This window comes from Rubrivivax sp. JA1055, from assembly GCF_020966565.1.
In the GTDB taxonomy this organism is placed as follows: Bacteria; Pseudomonadota; Gammaproteobacteria; order Burkholderiales; family Burkholderiaceae_C; genus Rubrivivax; species Rubrivivax benzoatilyticus.
The window spans coordinates 1,382,328-1,400,117 of the sequence record NZ_JAJKFP010000006.1; the positions used below are offsets into that span (position 1 = coordinate 1,382,328).

Annotated in this window: 11 protein-coding genes; 2 read left to right on the forward strand and 9 right to left on the reverse strand. The window is 74.1% G+C overall.

Translation table 11 applies throughout. The annotated features are described in order from the left end of the window. Nucleotides 1-6 precede the first annotated feature (6 nt). The 5 genes from LOC65_RS19510 to LOC65_RS15750 form a co-directional block, all read right to left on the reverse strand. Nucleotides 7-924, reverse strand: coding sequence for a transglutaminase family protein (locus LOC65_RS19510; protein ID WP_230248188.1), 918 nt, complete (start codon nt 922-924; stop codon nt 7-9). Continuing rightward, complete coding sequence (locus LOC65_RS15735; protein ID WP_230248189.1) at nt 921-3,467, reverse strand: circularly permuted type 2 ATP-grasp protein; 2,547 nt, start codon at nt 3,465-3,467, stop codon at nt 921-923. The genes LOC65_RS19510 and LOC65_RS15735 overlap by 4 nt, the downstream gene beginning before the upstream one ends. A gap of 22 nt (nt 3,468-3,489) precedes the next feature. Continuing rightward, nucleotides 3,490-7,059, reverse strand: coding sequence for a DUF2126 domain-containing protein (locus LOC65_RS15740; RefSeq protein ID WP_230248190.1), 3,570 nt, complete (start codon nt 7,057-7,059; stop codon nt 3,490-3,492). Between the two features lie 123 nt (nt 7,060-7,182). Next, nucleotides 7,183-8,547, reverse strand: coding sequence for a tetratricopeptide repeat protein (locus tag LOC65_RS15745; protein ID WP_230248191.1), 1,365 nt, complete (start codon nt 8,545-8,547; stop codon nt 7,183-7,185). A 13-nt stretch (nt 8,548-8,560) separates the two neighbouring features. Next, nucleotides 8,561-10,963, reverse strand: coding sequence for a DNA internalization-related competence protein ComEC/Rec2 (locus LOC65_RS15750; RefSeq protein WP_230248192.1), 2,403 nt, complete (start codon nt 10,961-10,963; stop codon nt 8,561-8,563). A gap of 67 nt (nt 10,964-11,030) precedes the next feature. Here LOC65_RS15750 and LOC65_RS15755 point away from each other — a divergent pair, with 67 nt between their 5' ends. Together LOC65_RS15755 and LOC65_RS15760 are read left to right on the forward strand one after the other, a co-directional pair. Next, complete coding sequence (locus LOC65_RS15755; RefSeq protein WP_009858848.1) at nt 11,031-11,489, forward strand: RidA family protein; 459 nt, start codon at nt 11,031-11,033, stop codon at nt 11,487-11,489. 31 nt (nt 11,490-11,520) lie between these two features. After that, nucleotides 11,521-11,997, forward strand: coding sequence for a disulfide bond formation protein B (locus tag LOC65_RS15760; protein WP_164962032.1), 477 nt, complete (start codon nt 11,521-11,523; stop codon nt 11,995-11,997). Nucleotides 11,998-12,027: 30 nt separating this feature from the next. On the opposite strand, the gene LOC65_RS15765 is transcribed toward LOC65_RS15760, so the two are convergent. The 4 genes from LOC65_RS15765 to LOC65_RS15780 all read right to left on the reverse strand — a co-directional run bounded on the left by LOC65_RS15765 (nt 12,028) and on the right by LOC65_RS15780 (nt 17,774). Then, nucleotides 12,028-12,777: a PEP-CTERM sorting domain-containing protein gene (locus LOC65_RS15765; RefSeq protein ID WP_230248193.1), complete on the reverse strand. Its 750-nt coding sequence runs from the start codon at nt 12,775-12,777 to the stop codon at nt 12,028-12,030. Between the two features lie 130 nt (nt 12,778-12,907). After that, nucleotides 12,908-15,223, reverse strand: coding sequence for a DNA topoisomerase IV subunit A (gene parC, locus LOC65_RS15770; RefSeq protein ID WP_009858851.1), 2,316 nt, complete (start codon nt 15,221-15,223; stop codon nt 12,908-12,910). Nucleotides 15,224-15,308: 85 nt separating this feature from the next. Further along, complete coding sequence (locus tag LOC65_RS15775; RefSeq protein WP_230248194.1) at nt 15,309-16,004, reverse strand: lytic transglycosylase domain-containing protein; 696 nt, start codon at nt 16,002-16,004, stop codon at nt 15,309-15,311. Between the two features lie 186 nt (nt 16,005-16,190). After that, nucleotides 16,191-17,774 (reverse strand): S8 family serine peptidase, encoded by a 1,584-nt coding sequence (locus LOC65_RS15780; RefSeq protein ID WP_230248195.1) that lies wholly within the window; start codon nt 17,772-17,774, stop codon nt 16,191-16,193. Between the last annotated feature and the right edge of the window lie 16 nt (nt 17,775-17,790).

Here is a 17,790-nt window from a genome sequence, read left to right on the forward strand (position 1 = left end):
TCCTCTTCAACCGGGGTTAGCAACAACCGGACCCACCACGCGCGTCGTGACGCCGACGGCCAGCGTGTGCCGGCCGCCGCCGCGGATCACGCCGCGCAGCGGCGTGACGTCGCCGAAGTCGCGGCCGACGGCGACACGCACGTGGCCGCTGCCGGGCACCAGGTCGTTGGTCGGGTCCAGGTCCAGCCAGCCGCCGGCGACCCCCGGCGTGTCGGGGCACCAGGCCTGGACCCAGGCATGCGAGGCGTCGGCGCCGACCATCGCCGTGCCGTCCTCGGGCCCGCGTGTCAGCAGGTAGCCGCTGACGTAGCGCGCCGGCACGCCGTGCATGCGCAAGGCGCCGGCCAGCAGGTGGGCGAAGTCCTGGCAGACGCCGCGGCGCTGCACGAAGGCCTGGGCCAGCGGCGTGTCGACCTCGGTGCTGCGGCTCTCGTACTCGAACTCGCGGTGCAGCCGGCGCATCAGCTCGATCGCCAGTTCGGCCACCGGCCGGCCCGGCGTGCACGACGGCGCCGCCCAGGCACGCAACGGCTCCAGCCGCGGCACGTAGGGCGAGGACATGGCGAACTCGGCTGCCGGCTCGAAGGGCGCGCGGGCGACGTAGCGCAGGCGCGCGGCCAGCGTGTCCCAGGCCGGAGAACGCGCCGCCTGCAGCGCGGCGAAACGCGCCGCGACCTGCACCCGGCTCGTCGCGCGCACGACCAGGGTGCGGTGCGGCCGCAGCAGCGTGAAGTGGCTCTGCTGGTTGCCGAAGGCGTCGCGGTCGTCGCGGCGCTGCTGCGGCCCCGGCTCGATGTCCAGCTCGTGCGCCAGCAGGCGCTGGCCGGCGTCGTCCAGCGGCCGCAGATGCGCCAGGTGGTGCGCCAGCGTCACCGGCGCGGCGTAGTCGTAGCGTGTCTCGTGGACGACCTCGAGCTCGGTCACACGCGTCGGTCCTGTCCGTGCGCCAGCGTGAAGAAACGCGTGCCGACGTCGTCGGCCAGCGCCATCGCCGCGGCACGCAGCGACACCGACAGCGCCAGCAGGCGCTCGACGATGACGGCGTCGCTGGCGCCGCGCAGCGACTCCAGCGTCAGCCCGGTGCCGCCGGGCGGCAGCCGCGCCAGCAGGGCGGCGGCGCCGTTCGGGTCCAGCGGCAGCTTGCGCAGCTCGGTGCGCAGCCGGCGCAGCACGCCGGCGAAGGCACGCGGGTTGGAGTCGTCGAAGACCAGCAGGTCGGCCAGCGCCAACAGGTCCTCGTGGCGCTGGTAGCGGGCGCGGAAGGTGATCGCGCTGTCGAACAGCTCCAGCAGCAGGTCGACACCGGCGGCGCTGCCCAGCGCGCCGGCCTGCAGCAGCGCCTCCAGCCGCGAGGCCAGGCCGATCAGGCGCTCCAGCAGCCGGCCGACGGCGAGCAGCCGCCAGCCGTGGTCGCGTGTCATGCGGTCGGTCTGCACGCCGGTCACGGCGGCCAGGCGCAGCGCCAGGCGGTCGAGCGCCGGCAGCACCTCGGGCAGCGGCGGCGGCCGTGTCGGCCCGCCGGGGAACGCGGCCTCGAAGGCCTCGCGCATCGAGCGGATCAGCCCCCACTGCTCGGACGACAGCCGCTCGCGCAGCGCCTGCGAGGCCTGCTCCAGCGCACGCAGGTTGAAGGCCACGCTCCAGGCACCGTCGGCGTCGCCCAGCGCGCCGAGCAGCGCACGCTCGAAGCGCGAGGCCGACTGCTCCAAAGTCGGCACGCCCGCCGGCGCCAGGCCGCTGGCCACGGCCATCGCCGACAGCGCCCGCTGCACGGCGAGGTCGGCGTCGCTCTCGGCGTCGATCTGCAGCAGCGTCGCACGCGCCAGGCGCACGAGCTGCTCGGTGCGCTCGGTGTAGCGGCCGAGCCAGAACAGGTTCTCGCCGGTGCGGCTGGACACCGGCCGGCGGCGCGCGGCGATGTCGTCGACCTCCAGCCGCCGCGGCAGCATCGAGAAGGTGTCGACCGGGCCGTCGGTCAGCACCCAGGTGTCCAGGCTGGAGCCGCCGCGCTGCATCGACACCGAGGCGTCTTCGCGGCGGGAGACACGGGTCATGCCGCCGGGCAGCACGTGCCAGCGGCCGCCGCCTTCGGCGATCGCGTAGACACGCACCATCGCCGGGCGCGGATTCAGCGCCGCGCCGCCCCAGATCGGCGCACGCGAGAACCGCAACCGGCCCTGGATCGTCCACGCGTCGGGGTCCTCGTCCACCCTGAGTTGGTGCCCGTCGTGCACCTGCGACGTGCGTCCGCCATGCGGGAAGGTGCTGCGCACGAACTTGCCGTCGAGCTGCTCGCGCACGTCCTGCCAGGCCGCCGCCTCGCCGCACCACCAGGTCGGCAGCGCCGGCATGCGCAGCGGCTCGCCGGTCAGGCGCTCGCAGATGCCGGGCAGGAAACCCTGCACCGCCGGCGACTCGAGGAAGGCGCTGCCCAGCGCGTTGGCCATCACCACCTGGCCGGCGCGTGCGGCCTGCAGCAGCCCGGGCACGCCCAGCGTCGAGTCGGGGCGCAGCTCCAGCGGGTCGCACCAGTCGTCGTCCAGGCGGCGCAGCAGCGCGTGCACCGGCTCCAGGCCCTCGACGGTCTTCAGGTACACGCGGTCGTCGCGCACCGTCAGGTCGCCGCCTTCGACCAGCGGCAGGCCGAGGTAACGCGCGAGGTAGGCGTGTTCGTAGTAGGTCTCGCTGTACGGCCCGGGCGTCAGCAGCGCGACACGCGGCGTGGCGCCGCGGGCGACCTCGCGCGCCGCGGCCTCCACCGTGTCGAGCAGGCGCCGGTAGCTGGCCGCCAGATGCTGCACGCGCAGCTCGCGGAAGGCGTCGGGGAACTGGCGCGACACCAGCAGCCGGTTGTGCAGCACGTAGCCCAGGCCCGAGGGCCCCTGCGTGCGCTGGGCGACGACCCACCAGCGGCCGTCGGGGCCGCGCGCGAGGTCGAAGGCGACGATGTGCAGGCGCAGGCCGCCCGGCACGCGCGCGCCGATCATCGGCCGCAGATAACCCGGGTGGCGCAGCGCCAGCGCCGGCGGCAGCAGGCCCTCGGCGAGCAGGCGGCGCTCGCCGTAGAGGTCGTCGAGCACACGCTCGAGCAGCGCCGCACGCTGCATCACGCCAGCCTCGATGCCGGCCCAGTCGGCGGACTCGATCAACAGCGGCAGCAGCTCCAGCGACCACGGCCGCATCGGCGCGCCCTGGTCGTCGAAGACGTTGTGCGTGACGCCGTCCAGGCGGATCTGCTGCGCGATCTGCAGCAGGCGGCGGTCGAGGTCGGCGGCGAGGTCGGCGCCGGCGGGCTCGGGCATCCAGTCGGCGAACCGCCGCCAGGCCGGCCGCACGCTGCCGTCGCCGGCACGCAGCTCGTCCCAGACGCCGGGCTCGGCCGGCAGGGCGCGCTCGACGAACAGGCCGAGCGCACCGCCGGCGGCGGCGTCGGGGTCGAAAGGCAGCGTGCTCTGCGAGGCGTTCACCGGCGCGATCCTGCCACGGCGTTCAGCCGCGGCGCAGGTCCAGCGTGAACGGGAACTCCAGGCTCGGCGCCGCCGGCTCGACCTTCAGCGTTCCCGGCGTGTGGCCGTAGCGGAAGAAACGCGCCAGCCGCCGGCTCTCGGCCTCGTAGGCGTTGACCGGGAAGGTCTCGTAGTTGCGCCCGCCCGGGTGCGCGACGTGGTAGCGGCAGCCGCCCAGCGAACGCTCCAGCCAGCGGTCGACGAGGTCCACCGTCAGCGGCGCGTGCTGCGGGATCGTCGGGTGCAGCGCCGACGGCGGCGCCCAGGCGCGGTAGCGCACGCCGCAGACGTATTCGCCGCTGCGCCCGGTGGGCTGCAGCGGCGCCGCGCGCCCGTTGACGGTGACGACGTGGCGGTTGTCGTTGAGGCCGGTGACCTTCAGCTCCAGCCGCTCCAGCGACGAGTCGACGTAGCGCACCGTGCCGCCGATCGCGCCTTCCTCGCCCATCACGTGCCAGGGTTCGAGCGCGGTGCGCAGCGTCAGCTTGACGCCCAGCGCCGCAACCTCGCCGATCAGCGGGAAGCGGAACTCGAAATGCGGCGCGAACCAGGCGGCGTCGAAAGCGAAGCCGGCGCGGTTCAGCTCGGCGACGACGTCGTCGAAGTCCAGCTGCACGAAGGTCGGCAGCAGGAAACGGTCGTGCAGCGCCGTGCCCCAGCGTGTCAGCCGCGTCGCGCCGCGGCCGGTGTAGGGCTCGCGCCAGAACCAGGCGACGAGCGCGCGCAGCAGCAGCTGCTGCGCCAGGCTCATGCGCGCATGCGGCGGCATCTCGAAGGCGCGCAGCTCCAGCAGCCCCAGGCGGCCGGTCGGGCCGTCGGGCGAATACAGCTTGTCGATGCAGAACTCGCTGCGGTGGGTGTTGCCGGTGACGTCGATCAGCAGGTTGCGCAGGCTGCGGTCGACGAGCCACGGCGGCACCTCGCCGCCCTCCTCCGCGATGCGGCGCTCCAGCTCGGCCAGCGCGATCTCCAGCTCGTAGACCTGGTCGTTGCGCGCCTCGTCGATGCGCGGTGCCTGGCTGGTCGGGCCGATGAACAGGCCGCTGAACAGGTAGCTGAGGCTGGGGTGGTTGTGCCAGTAGGCGAGCAGGCTGGCCAGCAGGTCGGGCCGGCGCAGGAAGGGGCTGTCGGCCGGCGTCGCGCCGCCGAGCACGAAGTGGTTGCCGCCGCCGGTGCCGGTGTGGCGGCCGTCGAGCATGAACTTCTCGGTCGACAGCCGCGTGCGGTGCGCGGCGTCGTAGAGGAACTCGGTGTGCTCGACCAGTTCGGCCCAGTCTTTCGCGGGGTGGATGTTGACCTCGATGACACCCGGGTCGGGCGTCACGGCCAGCGTCTTCAGGCGCGCGTCGCGCGGCGGCGGATAGCCTTCGAGCACGACCTTGACACCGAGTTCGACGCAGGTGGCCTCGACCTCGGCCAGCAGGTCCAGGTAGTCCTCCAGGTGCTGCAGCGGCGGCATGAAGACGTAGAGCACGCCGCTCTTGCCACCGTGCTCGGCCTCGGCCTTGGGGCCGTTGGCGCGCTGCGGGTCGCGCACCTCGACGCAGAGGGCCGTGCGGGTGATCCAGCCGGCCGACTCGCGGCGCTCGGGGCGGGCGTCGAGGCCCTGCGGATGGGGCGGGACCGGGATGCGGGCGGTGGCGGGATCTCCCCCTCCCGCGGCGCGGGAGAGGGGCGGGGTGAGGGCTGGGGGTGCGCCGGCACCCTCACCCCAGCCCTCTCCCGCGAGCGGGAGAGGGGGCAGGTCCGTGCCGCGGGCGCTTCCCGGCCAGGCGACCGTGCCGCCTTCGGCGAAACCGCCGCCTTCGCGGTGCGCGTCCCAGCCGCGCGGCTGGGCGCGCACGCTGGCCGGCACCGGCAGCGGCGCCTGCGGCGCGAACGGGTCGGGCGCGAACGAGGCCGGCCGGTCGCCGGCTTCGGCCCAGGGCAGCGAATCGAGCGGCAGGCGCCAGCCCATCGGCGAGTCGCCGGGGATCAGGTAGAGGCGCTCGTCGCGCAGGAACCAGGGGCCGCTGATCCATTCCGGCCCCGCGGCGCCGGCGAACCACTCGCGGCGCAACGGCAAGGCGTAGCCGGTGACGGCATCCAGCCCGGCGCTGAAGACACGGCGCAGGCGCGCGCGCTCCAGCTCGTCGTCCAGGCGCGAGTCGAAGGGGTCGACGTTGCTCGGCAGCCGGCGCTCGCGCCAGAGGTAGTACCAGGCGTCTTCGTGGCCGGGCATCAGCCACTTCGGGTCCAGGCCCAGCCGGCGCGCCAGCGCGGCGCCGAAACGTTCGGCGTCGGCCACCGTGTAGGCGTGCGTGTCGCGCTCGTCGGCGAACAGCGAGGCGTCGTGCCAGCAGGGCTGGCCGTCGGCGCGCCAGGCGATCGTCAGCGCCCAGCGCGGCAGCTGCTCGCCGGGGTACCACTTGCCCTGGCCGAAGTGCAGGAAGCCGCCCTCGCCGTAGTGCGCGCGCAGCCGGTGCACGAGTTCGGTCGCCAGGCCGCGTTTGGTGGGGCCCAGCGCGTCGGTGTTCCATTCGGCGCCGTCGCGGTCGTCGACCGAGACGAAGGTCGGTTCGCCGCCCATCGTCAGTCGCACGTCGCCGAGTTCGAGCTCGCGGTCGACCGCATCGCCCAGCGCCAGCACGTCCCGCCACTGGTCCTCGGTGTAGGGCTTGGTGACTCGCGGCGACTCGTGCACCCGCGTGACCTGCATCGTGTGGCCGAAGGTCACCTCGCAGGCGTCGACCGCGCCGGAGACCGGCGCCGCCGTCGAAGGCTCGGGCGTGCAGGCCACCGGGATGTGGCCTTCGCCGGCCAGCAGGCCCGAGGTCGGGTCCAGGCCGATCCAGCCGGCGCCCGGCAGGTAGACCTCGCACCAGGCGTGCAGGTCGGTGAAGTCGGTCTCGGCGCCGCTCGGGCCGTCGAGCGACTTCAGGTCGGGCTTCAGCTGGATCAGGTAGCCGGAGACGAACCGCGCCGCCAGGCCGCAGTGGCGCAGCGCCTGCACCAGCAGCCAGCCGGTGTCGCGGCAGGAGCCGGACTTCCTGGCCAGCGTCTCTTCGGGCGTCTGCACGCCGGGCTCGAGGCGGATCAGGTAGCTGATGTCACGCTGCAGCCGGCGGTTGATCTCGACCAGGAAGTCGATCGTGCGCACGCGTTCGCGCGGGATGCTGGCGACGAACTCGGCGAACAGCGGCGTCGCCTCGTCGCGCGCCAGGTAGGGCGCGAGGTCGTGCGCCAGTTCGGGCGCGTAGGCGAACGGGAAGTGCTCGGCCTCGGGTTCGAGGAAGAAGTCGAACGGGTTGTAGACCGACATCTCGGCTACCAGGTCGACGGTGACCTTGAACTCGGTCGTCTTCTCCGGGAAGACGAGGCGCGCCAGGTGGTTGGCGAACGGGTCCTGCTGCCAGTTGACGAAGTGCTCGCCGGGCTCGATGCGCAGCGAGTACGAGACGATGGGCGTGCGGCAGTGCGGCGCCGGGCGCAGACGCACGACCTGCGGCGAGAGCCCGACGCGGCGGTCGTAGCGGTAGTGCGTGACGTGGTTCAGCGCGACGTGGATGGACACGGACGGAGCTCCTGCGGCGGGATGCCGCGGTGTTGCAAGTGCCGGGCCACGGATGCAGCACGCGGGCTGCGACGATGATGCCAGCGCGGCGATGACGGCCGCAGCGCGCCGCGCAAGCCGGCCTCAGATGGCGAGCGCGGCTTCGAGCTCGGCCTGCAGCTCGGCCACCGCGTCGGCCCAGCGGCCCGCCGCCGGACGGCGGAACAGCCGCATCACGCCCGGATACCAGGGCGTGTCGGCGCAGCCTTCGAGCCAGCGCCAGTCGACGTTGTAGTCGGGCAGCAGCAGCGCGCACGGCGTGCCCAGCGCGCCGGCCAGATGGGCGATGGCGGTGTCGACGCTGACGACGAGGTCCAGGTTCTCGATCAGCGCCGCGGTGTCGGCCAGGTCGGCGACGTCGGGCATCGGGTTCAGCAGCGCGAACGGCGGCGCCGCGGCCTCGTCCTCGCCGGCGCCCTTCTGCAGGCTGACGAGCTGCACGCCGGGCAGCATGGCCAGCGGCGCCAGTTCGGCCAGCGACGGCAGCGAACGGCAGGCGTCGGTCTCGAAGCGCGGGTTGCCGCGCCAGACCAGGCCGATGCGGCGGCGGCCGCCGGCGTCACCGAGCACGGCGCGCCAGCGGGCGACGCGGGCCGGGTCCGGGCGCAGATAGGGCAGCGCGGCCGGCACCGAGTCGACGCGCGTGCCGAAGTGCCACGGCAGGCTCATCGCCGGCGCCCACAGGTCCCAGTCGCCCGGCGCGACCTCGGCCGTCGGCGGCACGACGACGTCGACGCCGTCGGCACCGGCCAGCAGGCGGACCAGCGGCGCATAGGCCAGCACGCCGACACGCCCGGCACCGGCGGCCTTGGCAACGGCGGCATAACGCACGAACTGGATCATGTCGCCGAGACCGGCCTCGGCGCCGATGAGCAGCGAACGCCCGGCCAGCGGCTCGCCGGCCCAGCGCGGCAGCGGCAGCCGGGCGGCCAGCGTGTCGGACCAGCGGCGGCGCTCGAACAAGGCCCAGCCTTCGTCCCAGCAGCCCTGGCGCAGCCGCAGCGTCGCGAGGTTGAGCGCGGCGTCGACGTGGCCGGCGTCGAGCTCCAGCGCCCGCCGGTGGCAGCCTTCGGCCAGGCGCTCCAGGCCGGTGGCCGCGTAGAGCAGGCCCAGGTGCGTCCAGGCGGCGGCGGATGCCGGGTCCAGCGAGACCGCACGCGTCAGCGCGACCTCGGCGTCGAGCCGGCGCTTGCGCGTCAGCAGCAGCGTGCCGAGCAGGTTCCAGATCGGCGCCGCCTGCGGCGCCAGCGCCAGCGCGTCGCGGTAAGCGGCCTCGGCCTCGTCGGCGCGGCCGGCGCGTTCGAGCACCAGCGCGAGGTTGGCGTGCGCCTCGGCCAGCGTCGGCTGCCGCACGATCGCCTCGCGCAGCGCGGCCTCGGCGCCGGCCAGGTCGCCCGCTTCGAGGGCGCAGGTGCCCTGGGCGAACAAGGACTCGGCAGCGGCGGACACGGGTCAGGCGGGATCAGCGGGAGGAAGGCCGATGATGCCAGTAGCGGCGCGAGCGCTCGCGCTCGCAGTGCGCGCGGCCGTCGGCGGCCAGCGTCCACGCGCCGCATTCGTCGCTGCGCACCAGCACGATGCCGCGCTCGACGAAGCGCGCGCTCACCTCCGGCGCCGGGTGGCCGAAGCGGTTCAGGTAGCCGGCCTGCACGACGGCGACCCGCGGCGCGACCGCGTCGACGAAGGCCTCGCTCGACGAGCTGCGGCTGCCGTGGTGCGGCACGACGAGCACGTCGGCACGCAGCGGCGCACCGGCGGCCACCAGCGCCCGCTCCTGTGCCGCCGGCAGGTCGCCGGGCAGCAGCACGCTGGCGAGCGCACCGCGCACGCGCAGCACGCAGCTCGTGGCGTTCGACGCCTCGTCGGCGATGGCCATGCCGGCCGGCGGGTGCAGGACCTCGAAGTCGACGCCGTCCCAGCGCCAGCGCTCGCCGGCCATGCAGCGCCGGTGCGGCACGCGGCCGAGCAGCGGGTGCTCGGCCGGCAGCGAGCCGACGATCTCGGCGACCGGCAGCGCCTGCAGCAGCGCGGCGGCGCCGCCGACATGGTCGCCGTCGCGGTGGCTGAGCATCAGCAGGTCGATGCGGCGCTCGCCACGGGCGCGCAGCAGCGGCACGAGCACGCGCGAGCCGGCATCGGCCTCGGGGCTCCAGCGCGGGCCGGCGTCGAACACCAGCAGGTGCCGCGCGGTGCGCAGCAGCAGCGCGCTGCCCTGGCCGACATCGGCGGCGACGAGCTCGAAACGCCCCTCGGCCGGCCGCGGCAGCGGCGGTGCGAGCAGCGGCAGCATCAGCGGCAGCGCCAGCCCGCGCAGCCGCCACGGCAGCGGCAGCACCGCGAGCAGCCCGCCCAGCAGCCCGGCGGCGACGGCCCAGGGCGGCGCCGCGGCCGCCGTCCACGAGGCCCACGGCCAGGCGGCCAGCGCCGCCAGCAGCACGCGCAGCCCGTCGACCAGCCCGGCCGCCACCAGCCACAGCGGCGGCAGCAGCACGCCGGCCAGCGCCAGCGGCGTCACCGCCAGCGTCACCAGCGGGATGGCGACCAGGTTGGCGACGAAGCCGACCACCGACACCTGCTGGAAGAACAGCAGCGTCAGCGGCGCCAGGCCGACGGTGGCCACGGCCTGGGTGCGCAGGCCGCCGCGCGCGGCGCGTGCGAGCGCCGCCGCGCGGCGGCGCCAGGGGCGCGGGTCCGCGGCGGCAGTGGCCTGCGCCGCGTGCGCCGGCTCGGACACCGCCAGCAGCGCCACCGCGACGAAGGACAGCCAGAAACCCGGCTGCAGCGGCGCCCAGGGATCGATCAGAACGACGGCCAGCGCCGCGGCCAGCAGCACCGCCGGCAGCGGCCAGCGCCGGCCGGCGCTGCGCAGCACGACGACGGTGGCCAGCATGCCGACCGTGCGCTGCGCCGGCACGCCCCAGCCGGCGGCCAGCGCGTAGGCCGCGGCGCAGGCCAGCCCGCCCCAGCGCGCGGCCTGCGGCGCCGGCAGCACCAGCAGGCCGCGCCCGGCGTGCCGCCACAGCCGGCCGATCGCGGCACCGGCCAGCCAGGCGAACATCGTCACGTGCAGGCCGGAGATGCTCATCAGGTGGGCGACGCCGGTGACGCGGAAGAGCTCCCAGTCCTCGCGCTCGATCGCCGCCTGGTCGCCGATCGCCAGCGCCGCCAGCACGCCGGCGGCGGCCGGGTCGGCGACCCGCGCGAAGACCGCGTCGCGCACGCGCTGGCGCCAGCGCTCCAGCGGTGCCGCGGCGTCGACCGCCAGCCGTTGCGGCGCGGGGGCGGCGCGCACGCTGCCGGTGGCGCCGATGCCCTGGATGAACCAGGCCAGCTCGGCGTCGAAGCCGTGCGGATTGAGCCCGCCGTGCGGCGGCTTGAGCCGGACGTGCCAGCGCCAGCGTTCACCGACCGCCGGCACCGGCGGGCGCGCGTCGCCGTCGGCATACCCGCCGAGCACGACCCGCGGCGGCACCGTCACCGGGCGGCCGTCGGCCGTGGCCGCGCCCTCGGTCTCGACGGTGAAACGCACACCGCCGGCATGCACCGCCGGGATGCGCACGACGACGCCGGTGAGCACCAGCTCGGCACCGGCCAGCCCGGGCGCCAGGCGCTCGGCCAGGCGCTGGGTGGCACGCCAGTCGGTGGAGGCGGCGCCGAGCGCGGCGGCGGCCAGTGCCAGCGAGGCCGCACGGCGCAGGCCGCGGCCCCCGGCCAGGGCCAGCAACGTGGCGGCGGACACCAGCAGAAGCAGCTGGATCTGCGCGCCCCAGGGTTCGGGCTGGTGCAGCTGCAGCAGCACACCGGCCAGCCAGCCAGCACCGGCGGCCCACCACCCTCGCGCCGCAGGCTCCGCCGGGCCGGTCATCGGCCCAGTGTAGGATGGCCCGTTCCCCTGAACGGCACCCCCGAAGGCGTGCCCTCCCGAGCCGACCATGAGCATCCAAGACCGCCTGAACCAGCTGGGCATCACGCTGCCCGCCGTCGCCGTGCCCGCCGCCGCCTACGTGCCTTTCGTGCAGACCGGCAAGCTCGTCTTCATCTCCGGCCACATCGCCAAGCGCGACGGCAAGCCCTGGGTCGGCCAGCTCGGCCTGACGATGACCACCGCCGAAGGCCAGGCCGCGGCGCGCGCGATCGCCGTCGACCTGCTGGGCACGCTGGCGGCCGCGGCCGGCGGGCTGGAGAACGTCGCCCGCATCGTCAAGGTGATGAGCCTGGTGAACAGCACGCCGACCTACACCGAGCAGCACCTGGTGACCAACGGCGCCAGCGAGCTCTTCGTCGAGGTCTTCGGCGCCGAGGTCGGCGCCCATGCGCGCAGCGCCTTCGGCGTCGCCCAGATTCCGCTGGGCGCCTGCGTCGAGATCGAACTGATCGCCGAGCTTAAGTGACCCCCCCCGTAGCGCGCGAGCGGAGCCGGCGATGAAGCGCGCCGATCTGGTGCTGGGCGCGATCGCGCTCGGCGGCCCGGCGGCCGTCGCCGCGGCCTACTACACCCAGCACGCCTGGAACATGCCGCCGTGCCCCTGGTGCGTGCTGCAGCGCCTGATCTTCCTGGCGCTGGCGGCGGCAGCGGCGCTGGCGCTGGTCTGGCGCTCGCCGCTGGGGCGGCGTGTCGGCGCGCTGCTGGCGCTGGGCTTCGCCGGCTGCGGCATCGGCGCGGCGCTGTGGCAGCACTTCGTCGCGGCCAGCGAGGCCACGTGCGACCTGTCCTTCGCCGAACGTTTCATCGGCGCGCTCGGCCTGGACGCTCGCTACCCCGACCTGTTCATGGCGATGACCAGCTGCGCCGACGCGGCCACCCGCCTCTTCGGCCTGCCCTACGAGTTCTGGAGCCTGGGCCTGTTCGTGCTGTCGGCGCTCGGGGCCATCACCGTGATGGCGCAGCCGCGGCGCTGAACGCGGCGAACGCCGGCCGCGGCCGGCCTCTCAGGCCTTGCGCCGGCGCAGGCCAGCACCGGCGGCGCCCAGCGCCAGCAGCGCGAGTGCCGCGCTGCCCGGCTCGGGCACGTCGTTGCTGGCCGGCTTGGCCGGCCCCTGGCGCAGCGAGGCCATCAGGAAGTCCTGCGAGCCGTTGCGCTGCAGCACCGAGATGTCGTAGATCGAGCTGACGCCGGCGGCGGCCAGCAGCAGCTCGTTGGCGTAGTCGCCCAGCGCCCGCAGCGGCCGGCCCTCGGCGAGGTTGAAGCCGCTGCCCGAACGCACGCTCGTGTCCTTGTCGTAGACGGTGTTCCAGATCGCGAGCTGCAGCGCCGCCGACTCGAAGGCCGTGTCGACCGCCGACGCGTTCTGGCCGACGTAGGTCATCAGGCGGCCCAGCAGGTCGACCTTGGCCTGGCTGCCGAAGTAGTCGAGACCGCCGACGAGCTGGTAGCCGGTCATCGCCTGCCGGCCGAACGAGAAGGTCTCCTCGAGCTCGACGCAGTAGGTGATGAAGTCGGTGGCGGCGCTCTGGCCGTCGGCCAGCCAGCTGCCCTTGAACGCGCCGGCCTCGACGCTGAAGCTGTGGCGGTAGCTGTTGCCGCGCGCCGGCACGTCGGGGCTGACGTAGGCGCCCTCGACCGACACGCCGCTGCCGTAGGCCCAGTCGGTGAGCGTGACGCTGGCGGCCTGGGCCGCACCGGCGGCCGTGAACAGGGCGATCGCGCCGACGGCGGCGCGCAGGAGAACGGGGGTCATCGTCGGGTCCGCATGAGCTTGCAACGGGCCGGACGATAGAAGCCGTTACGGTTTGACACATCCCCGCGCTCCGGGGTGCGGCGCCTGCTGCGGGCGGGCGAGCGTGAGATCGTGCACGCCCGCCGCAGCTTCAGGGCGCTGGCGAGCGCAGCGCGGCGACCTTCTGGAAGCCTTCGAGCTTGCGCCCCTTGCGCGCACGTTTGCCGATGCAGGAGGTGAAGGCGCTGTTGCGGATCTCCTCGTCGCGCGCCTTGCCGCCGCGGCCGCTGCCGACGACCAGCACCGACTGCGCGCAGGCCGCCACCGCGACCAGCGGCGTCGCCGCGTCGACGTCCATCAGCGTCAGCCCGCGGCCGCCGTTGGGCTGGTGCTTGAGCTCGTCGAGCGGGTAGACCAGCAGCCGGCCGTCGGCCGCCAGGCAGGCGGCGTTCGTCTGGCCGGCGGCCACGGCCCAGGGCTCGAGCGGGCGCTCGCCCGCTTCCAGCGTCAGGAAGCTCTTGCCGGCACGCTGGCGGCCGTGCAGGTCGCCGGCCTTGGCCAGCAGGCCGAAGCCGCCGCTGTTGGCCAGCAGCAGCGTCGTGTCGGCGGCGCCGGCCCAGTAGTGGGCGATGGCGGTGCCGGCTTCCAGCTCGATCAGCGTCGTGATCGGCACGCCGTCGCCGCGCCCGCCGGGCAGCGACGAGACGGCGACGCTGTAGACGCGGCCACGGTCGCCGAAGACCAGCAGCGTGTCGACGCTGCGGCAGGCGAAGGTGGCGTAGAGCGCGTCGCCGGCCTTGAAGCCCAGCGTCGAACGTTCGACCTCGTGGCCCTTCAGCGCCCGCACCCAGCCCTTCTGGCTGACGACCACCGTCACCGGCTCGTCGACGACGCGGATCTCGGCGACCGCGCGGCGCTCTTCCTGGATCAGCGTGCGGCGCTCGTCGCCGCAGGCCTTGGCGTCGGCCTCGATCTCGCGGATCAGCGTGCGCTTGAGCACCGCCGGGCTGGCGAGGATCTCTTCCAGCCTGGCCTGCGTTTCGCGCAGCTCCTTCAGCTCCTGCTCGATCTTGATCGCCTCCAGCCGCGCCAGCTGGCGCAGCCGCAGGTCGAGGATGTCGTCGGCCTGGCGCTCGCTCAGATTGAAGCGTGCGATCAGCGCGGCGCGCGGCTCGTCGCTCTCGCGGATGATGCGGATCACCTCGTCGATGTTCAGCAGCACCAGCTGCCGGCCTTCGAGCACGTGGATGCGCTCCAGCACCTTGTCCAGGCGATGGCGCGTGCGCCGCTGCACGGTCTGCTGGCGAAAGCCGATCCACTCCTCCAGCATCTGGCGCAGGCTCTTCTGCGTCGGCCGGCCGTCGGCGCCGACCATCGTCAGGTTGACCGGCGAGTTGCACTCCAGGCTGGTGTTGGCCAGCAGCGTCGTGATCAGATCCTGCTGCGAGACGGTGCGGCTCTTGGGCTCGAAGACCAGGCGCACCGGCGCGTCCTTGCTGGACTCGTCGCGCACGGCGTCGAGCACCGCGAGCACGGTCTGCTTGAGCTGCTGCTGCTCCTGCGTCAGCGCCTTCTTGCCGGGGCGCAGCTTGGGGTTGGTCAGCTCCTCGATCTCTTCGAGCACCCGCTGGGCGCTGGTGCCCGGCGGCAGCTCGTTGACGACCAGCTGCCACTGGCCGCGCGCCAGGTCCTCGATCGTCCAGCGCGCGCGGACCTTCAGGCTGCCGCGGCCGCTGGCGTAGGCGGCGCGGATCTCGGCGGCGCTGCTGATGATCTGGCCGCCGCCGGGGAAGTCGGGGCCGGGCAGCAGGGTGTACAGCGCGTCGTCGGCCAGCGCCGGGTCGCGGATCAGCTCGACCGCGGCGGCCGCGACCTCGCGCAGGTTGTGGCTGGGGATCTCGGTGGCCAGGCCGACGGCGATGCCCGAGGCGCCGTTCAGCAGCACGAAGGGCAGGCGTGCCGGCAGCTGGCGCGGCTCCTGGGTCGAGCCGTCGTAGTTGGGCTGGAAGTCGACCGTGCCTTCGTCGATCTCGTCGAGCAGCAGGCGCGCGATCGGCGCCAGGCGGGCCTCGGTGTAGCGCATCGCCGCCGCGCCGTCGCCGTCGCGGCTGCCGAAGTTGCCCTGGCCGTCGACCAGCGGGTAGCGCTGGCTGAAGTCCTGGGCCATGCGCACCATCGCGTCGTAGGCCGCGGTGTCGCCGTGCGGGTGGTAGCGGCCGAGCACGTCGCCGACGACACGCGCGCTCTTCACCGGCTTGGCGCCGACGTTGCCGTTGTAGCCCAGCCCCATGCGGTGCATCGCGTAGAGGATGCGGCGCTGCACCGGCTTCTGGCCGTCGCAGACGTCGGGCAGCGCGCGACCCTTGACGACCGACAGCGCGTACTCGAGGTAGGCGCGTTCGGCGTAGTCGGCCAGCGTCAGGGCGTCGGCGGGTTCGGCCGCCGCGAAATCGAAGAGGTCTCGCATGCAGGGCGGGCGGCCGCAGAGCCGCTCGGCTTGGAAAGGCGGCGATTCTCGCAAACGCCGCCGGGCGGCGCCGGAGCGCGCCGGTTCAGCCCAGCGCCAGCCGCGTCGCGCGCGCCGCCTGGCTGCGCTGCAGCAGCGCCCAGTACAGCTCCAGCACCAGGTGCACGTGGGCGCGGGTCTCGGCCAGGCGCGGCAGGCCGCCGTGGCGGCGCACCGTGCCTTCGCCGGCGTTCCAGGCCGCCAGCGCGAGCTCGATGCGGCCGTAGCGGCGCGTCAGGTCGGCGAGCATGCGCGCGCCGGTGTGGATATTGGTGCGCGCGTCGAGCAGGCGCTCGGCCGCAGGCTGGCGGCGCTCGGCCGCGGTCGCGTAGCGGTCGCCGGTGACGGCGGTGATCTGCATCAGCCCGATCGCGCCGCGCGGCGACACCGCGTCGCGGCGGAAACCCGACTCGACGGCGATGACGGCGGTCAGCAGTTCGGCGTCGACACCGTGCAGGCGGGCGGCCTCGCGCACCCAGGGCACCAGCACCTTGGCCTCCGGCGCGATCTCCATCCAGGTCAGCAGCGCGTCGGCGCCGTCGCGTTTGCCGGGCACGCGCGGGCCGGTGGCGGCGGTGTCGGCATGCACCAGGCGGTAGCGGGAGTCGACCGCGCGCGAGGCGAAGTGCGCCACGCCCTGGGCGTCGACATAACCCCAGAGTTCGGCATGGGCCGCGCCACCGGCGGCCAGCAGCAGCGCCAGCAGGACGGGACGGAGGAAGCTCGGGCGGACGCGGGACACGATCGCCGCATCGTAGGCGGCGCACCGCCGCCGCGATCCGGCGAACACCGCCGTCGCGGTGGTGCAGTTCGGCGCCGCGCAAATGAAAACCGCCGGGCACGGCCGGCGGTTCTCGGATGGCGGGCCAGGCCTTGCGGCGAGGGCCGAGCCTGGCGCGAGAGGCCTGGCGGCCTCTCGCGTCGCGGCTCAGTTCGCGCAGCCCAGCGTGTTGATGCGGTCGATCGCGGCCTTGGCCTGCACCAGGCCGGCGCCGGTCTTGTCGTCGCGGCCGGGGTCGCCGATGTCCAGCGCGCTCTTGACCAGCGTGCTGCGGATCTGCTGCGCGCTGCAGCTCGGGAAGTAGCTCCACACCAGCGCGGCGACACCGGAGGCGTGCGGCGTGGCCATCGACGTGCCGTTGAACGCGGCGTACTTGGCCGGATCGGGTTCGATCGCGACGTAGGTCGACTGGCCGAGCTGGCCCATCAGCGCCGCGCCGTCGGCCTGCGTGATGCCGACCGACGGGATCGTCGTGACGACGTCACCCATCGTGCCGGCCAGCTCACCCGCGGTGTTGTTGTAGATGACCGCCCCGACACCGCCGCTGGTCTGGCAGTTCACGACCTTGTCGGCGAACGAGATGTTGCCGCGCGAGATCAGGCAGACCTTGCCGGTCATCGAGCCGGCGGCCGGGCTGTCGCCGAAGCCGAAGTCGGCGAGCGCGCCGGTGGCGCCGGTGACCGGCGAGCCTTCCATCGACAGCGAGGGCACGGCGACGCCGCCGACCTTCAGCACGCTCATCGTCAGCACGTTGGGCGGCACCGTCGAGACGACGGCGACGCCCGGCGCGGCGATCTCCACCGTCGCGTTGTATTGCGAGAACGAAGCCCAGGCCTTGTTCTCGTCGACGGCGGCGACCGACATCACGTTGTCGAAGCCGGCCGGGTACGACACCGCCGTCGTGCCGGCATTGCCCGCCGCGGCGATGAACAGGATGCCCTTCTGCGTCAGGCGGTCGATGGCGCGCTTCTCGGTGCGGCTGGGGCTGGCGCTGCCCAGCGACATCGAGACGATGTTCGCCTTGGCGCGGCCGCAGGCGTTGATGGCCTTGGTGATCGTCGAGGCGCTGGCGCTGCCGGAGGCGTCGAACACCTTGGCGATGTACAGCGAGACCTGCTTGCGGCCGTTGACGCCGACGACGCCGACATCGTTGTCCAGCGCCGCGACGGTGCCGGCCACGTGCGTGCCGTGCGCGTTCTCGTCGGTGTTCCAGCTGCCCGAGCCGGAGAAGTTCTGGCCCGCCAGCTTGTTGCCGGCGAGGTCCTCGTGCGTGCCGTCGATGCCCGAGTCGACGATGCAGACCTTGGGTGTCCAGGCCGGCGTGCCGGCCACCTGATCGGCCTGCACGGCGGTGATGCCGTAGGGCAGCGTCTGCGTCGACGCGGCCGCCAGCGCCGCCTTGCGGCTCTTGATCGAGGTGCTGCGCTGGCCCTGGAGGGTGTGGATCACGTCCTCTTCAACGTAGTCGACGCCGGCCAGCGCCCGCAGCTTGGCGAGCTTGGCGCGCGGCACGGTGACCGCGATCGCGTTGTCGTCGGCGAGGTCGGCGCGGAGCTTGCCGCCAAGACCGGCGAGCCCGCTGCGCAGCTTGGCGGCGGCGCCGGCCTTGTACGCGACGATGACGTTCACGCTGCCCGCGTCGGCCGCGACGGCCGCCATCGACGCGCTGCAGACGACCGCCGACACGGCCAGCAAGACGGCCGTGCGCAACGGCTTGAGAACCTGGGTCATGGGACGAACTCCGGCA

Coding starts and splice junctions, on each gene's coding strand:
- LOC65_RS15760 (WP_164962032.1), top strand. CDS start 11,521: ATGAAGCGCGCCGATCTGGTGCTGGGCGCGATCGCGCTCGGCGGCCCG.
- LOC65_RS15750 (WP_230248192.1), bottom strand. CDS start 10,963: ATGACCGGCCCGGCGGAGCCTGCGGCGCGAGGGTGGTGGGCCGCCGGT.
- LOC65_RS15755 (WP_009858848.1), top strand. CDS start 11,031: ATGAGCATCCAAGACCGCCTGAACCAGCTGGGCATCACGCTGCCCGCC.
- LOC65_RS15780 (WP_230248195.1), bottom strand. CDS start 17,774: ATGACCCAGGTTCTCAAGCCGTTGCGCACGGCCGTCTTGCTGGCCGTG.
- LOC65_RS15765 (WP_230248193.1), bottom strand. CDS start 12,777: ATGACCCCCGTTCTCCTGCGCGCCGCCGTCGGCGCGATCGCCCTGTTC.
- parC (WP_009858851.1), bottom strand. CDS start 15,223: ATGCGAGACCTCTTCGATTTCGCGGCGGCCGAACCCGCCGACGCCCTG.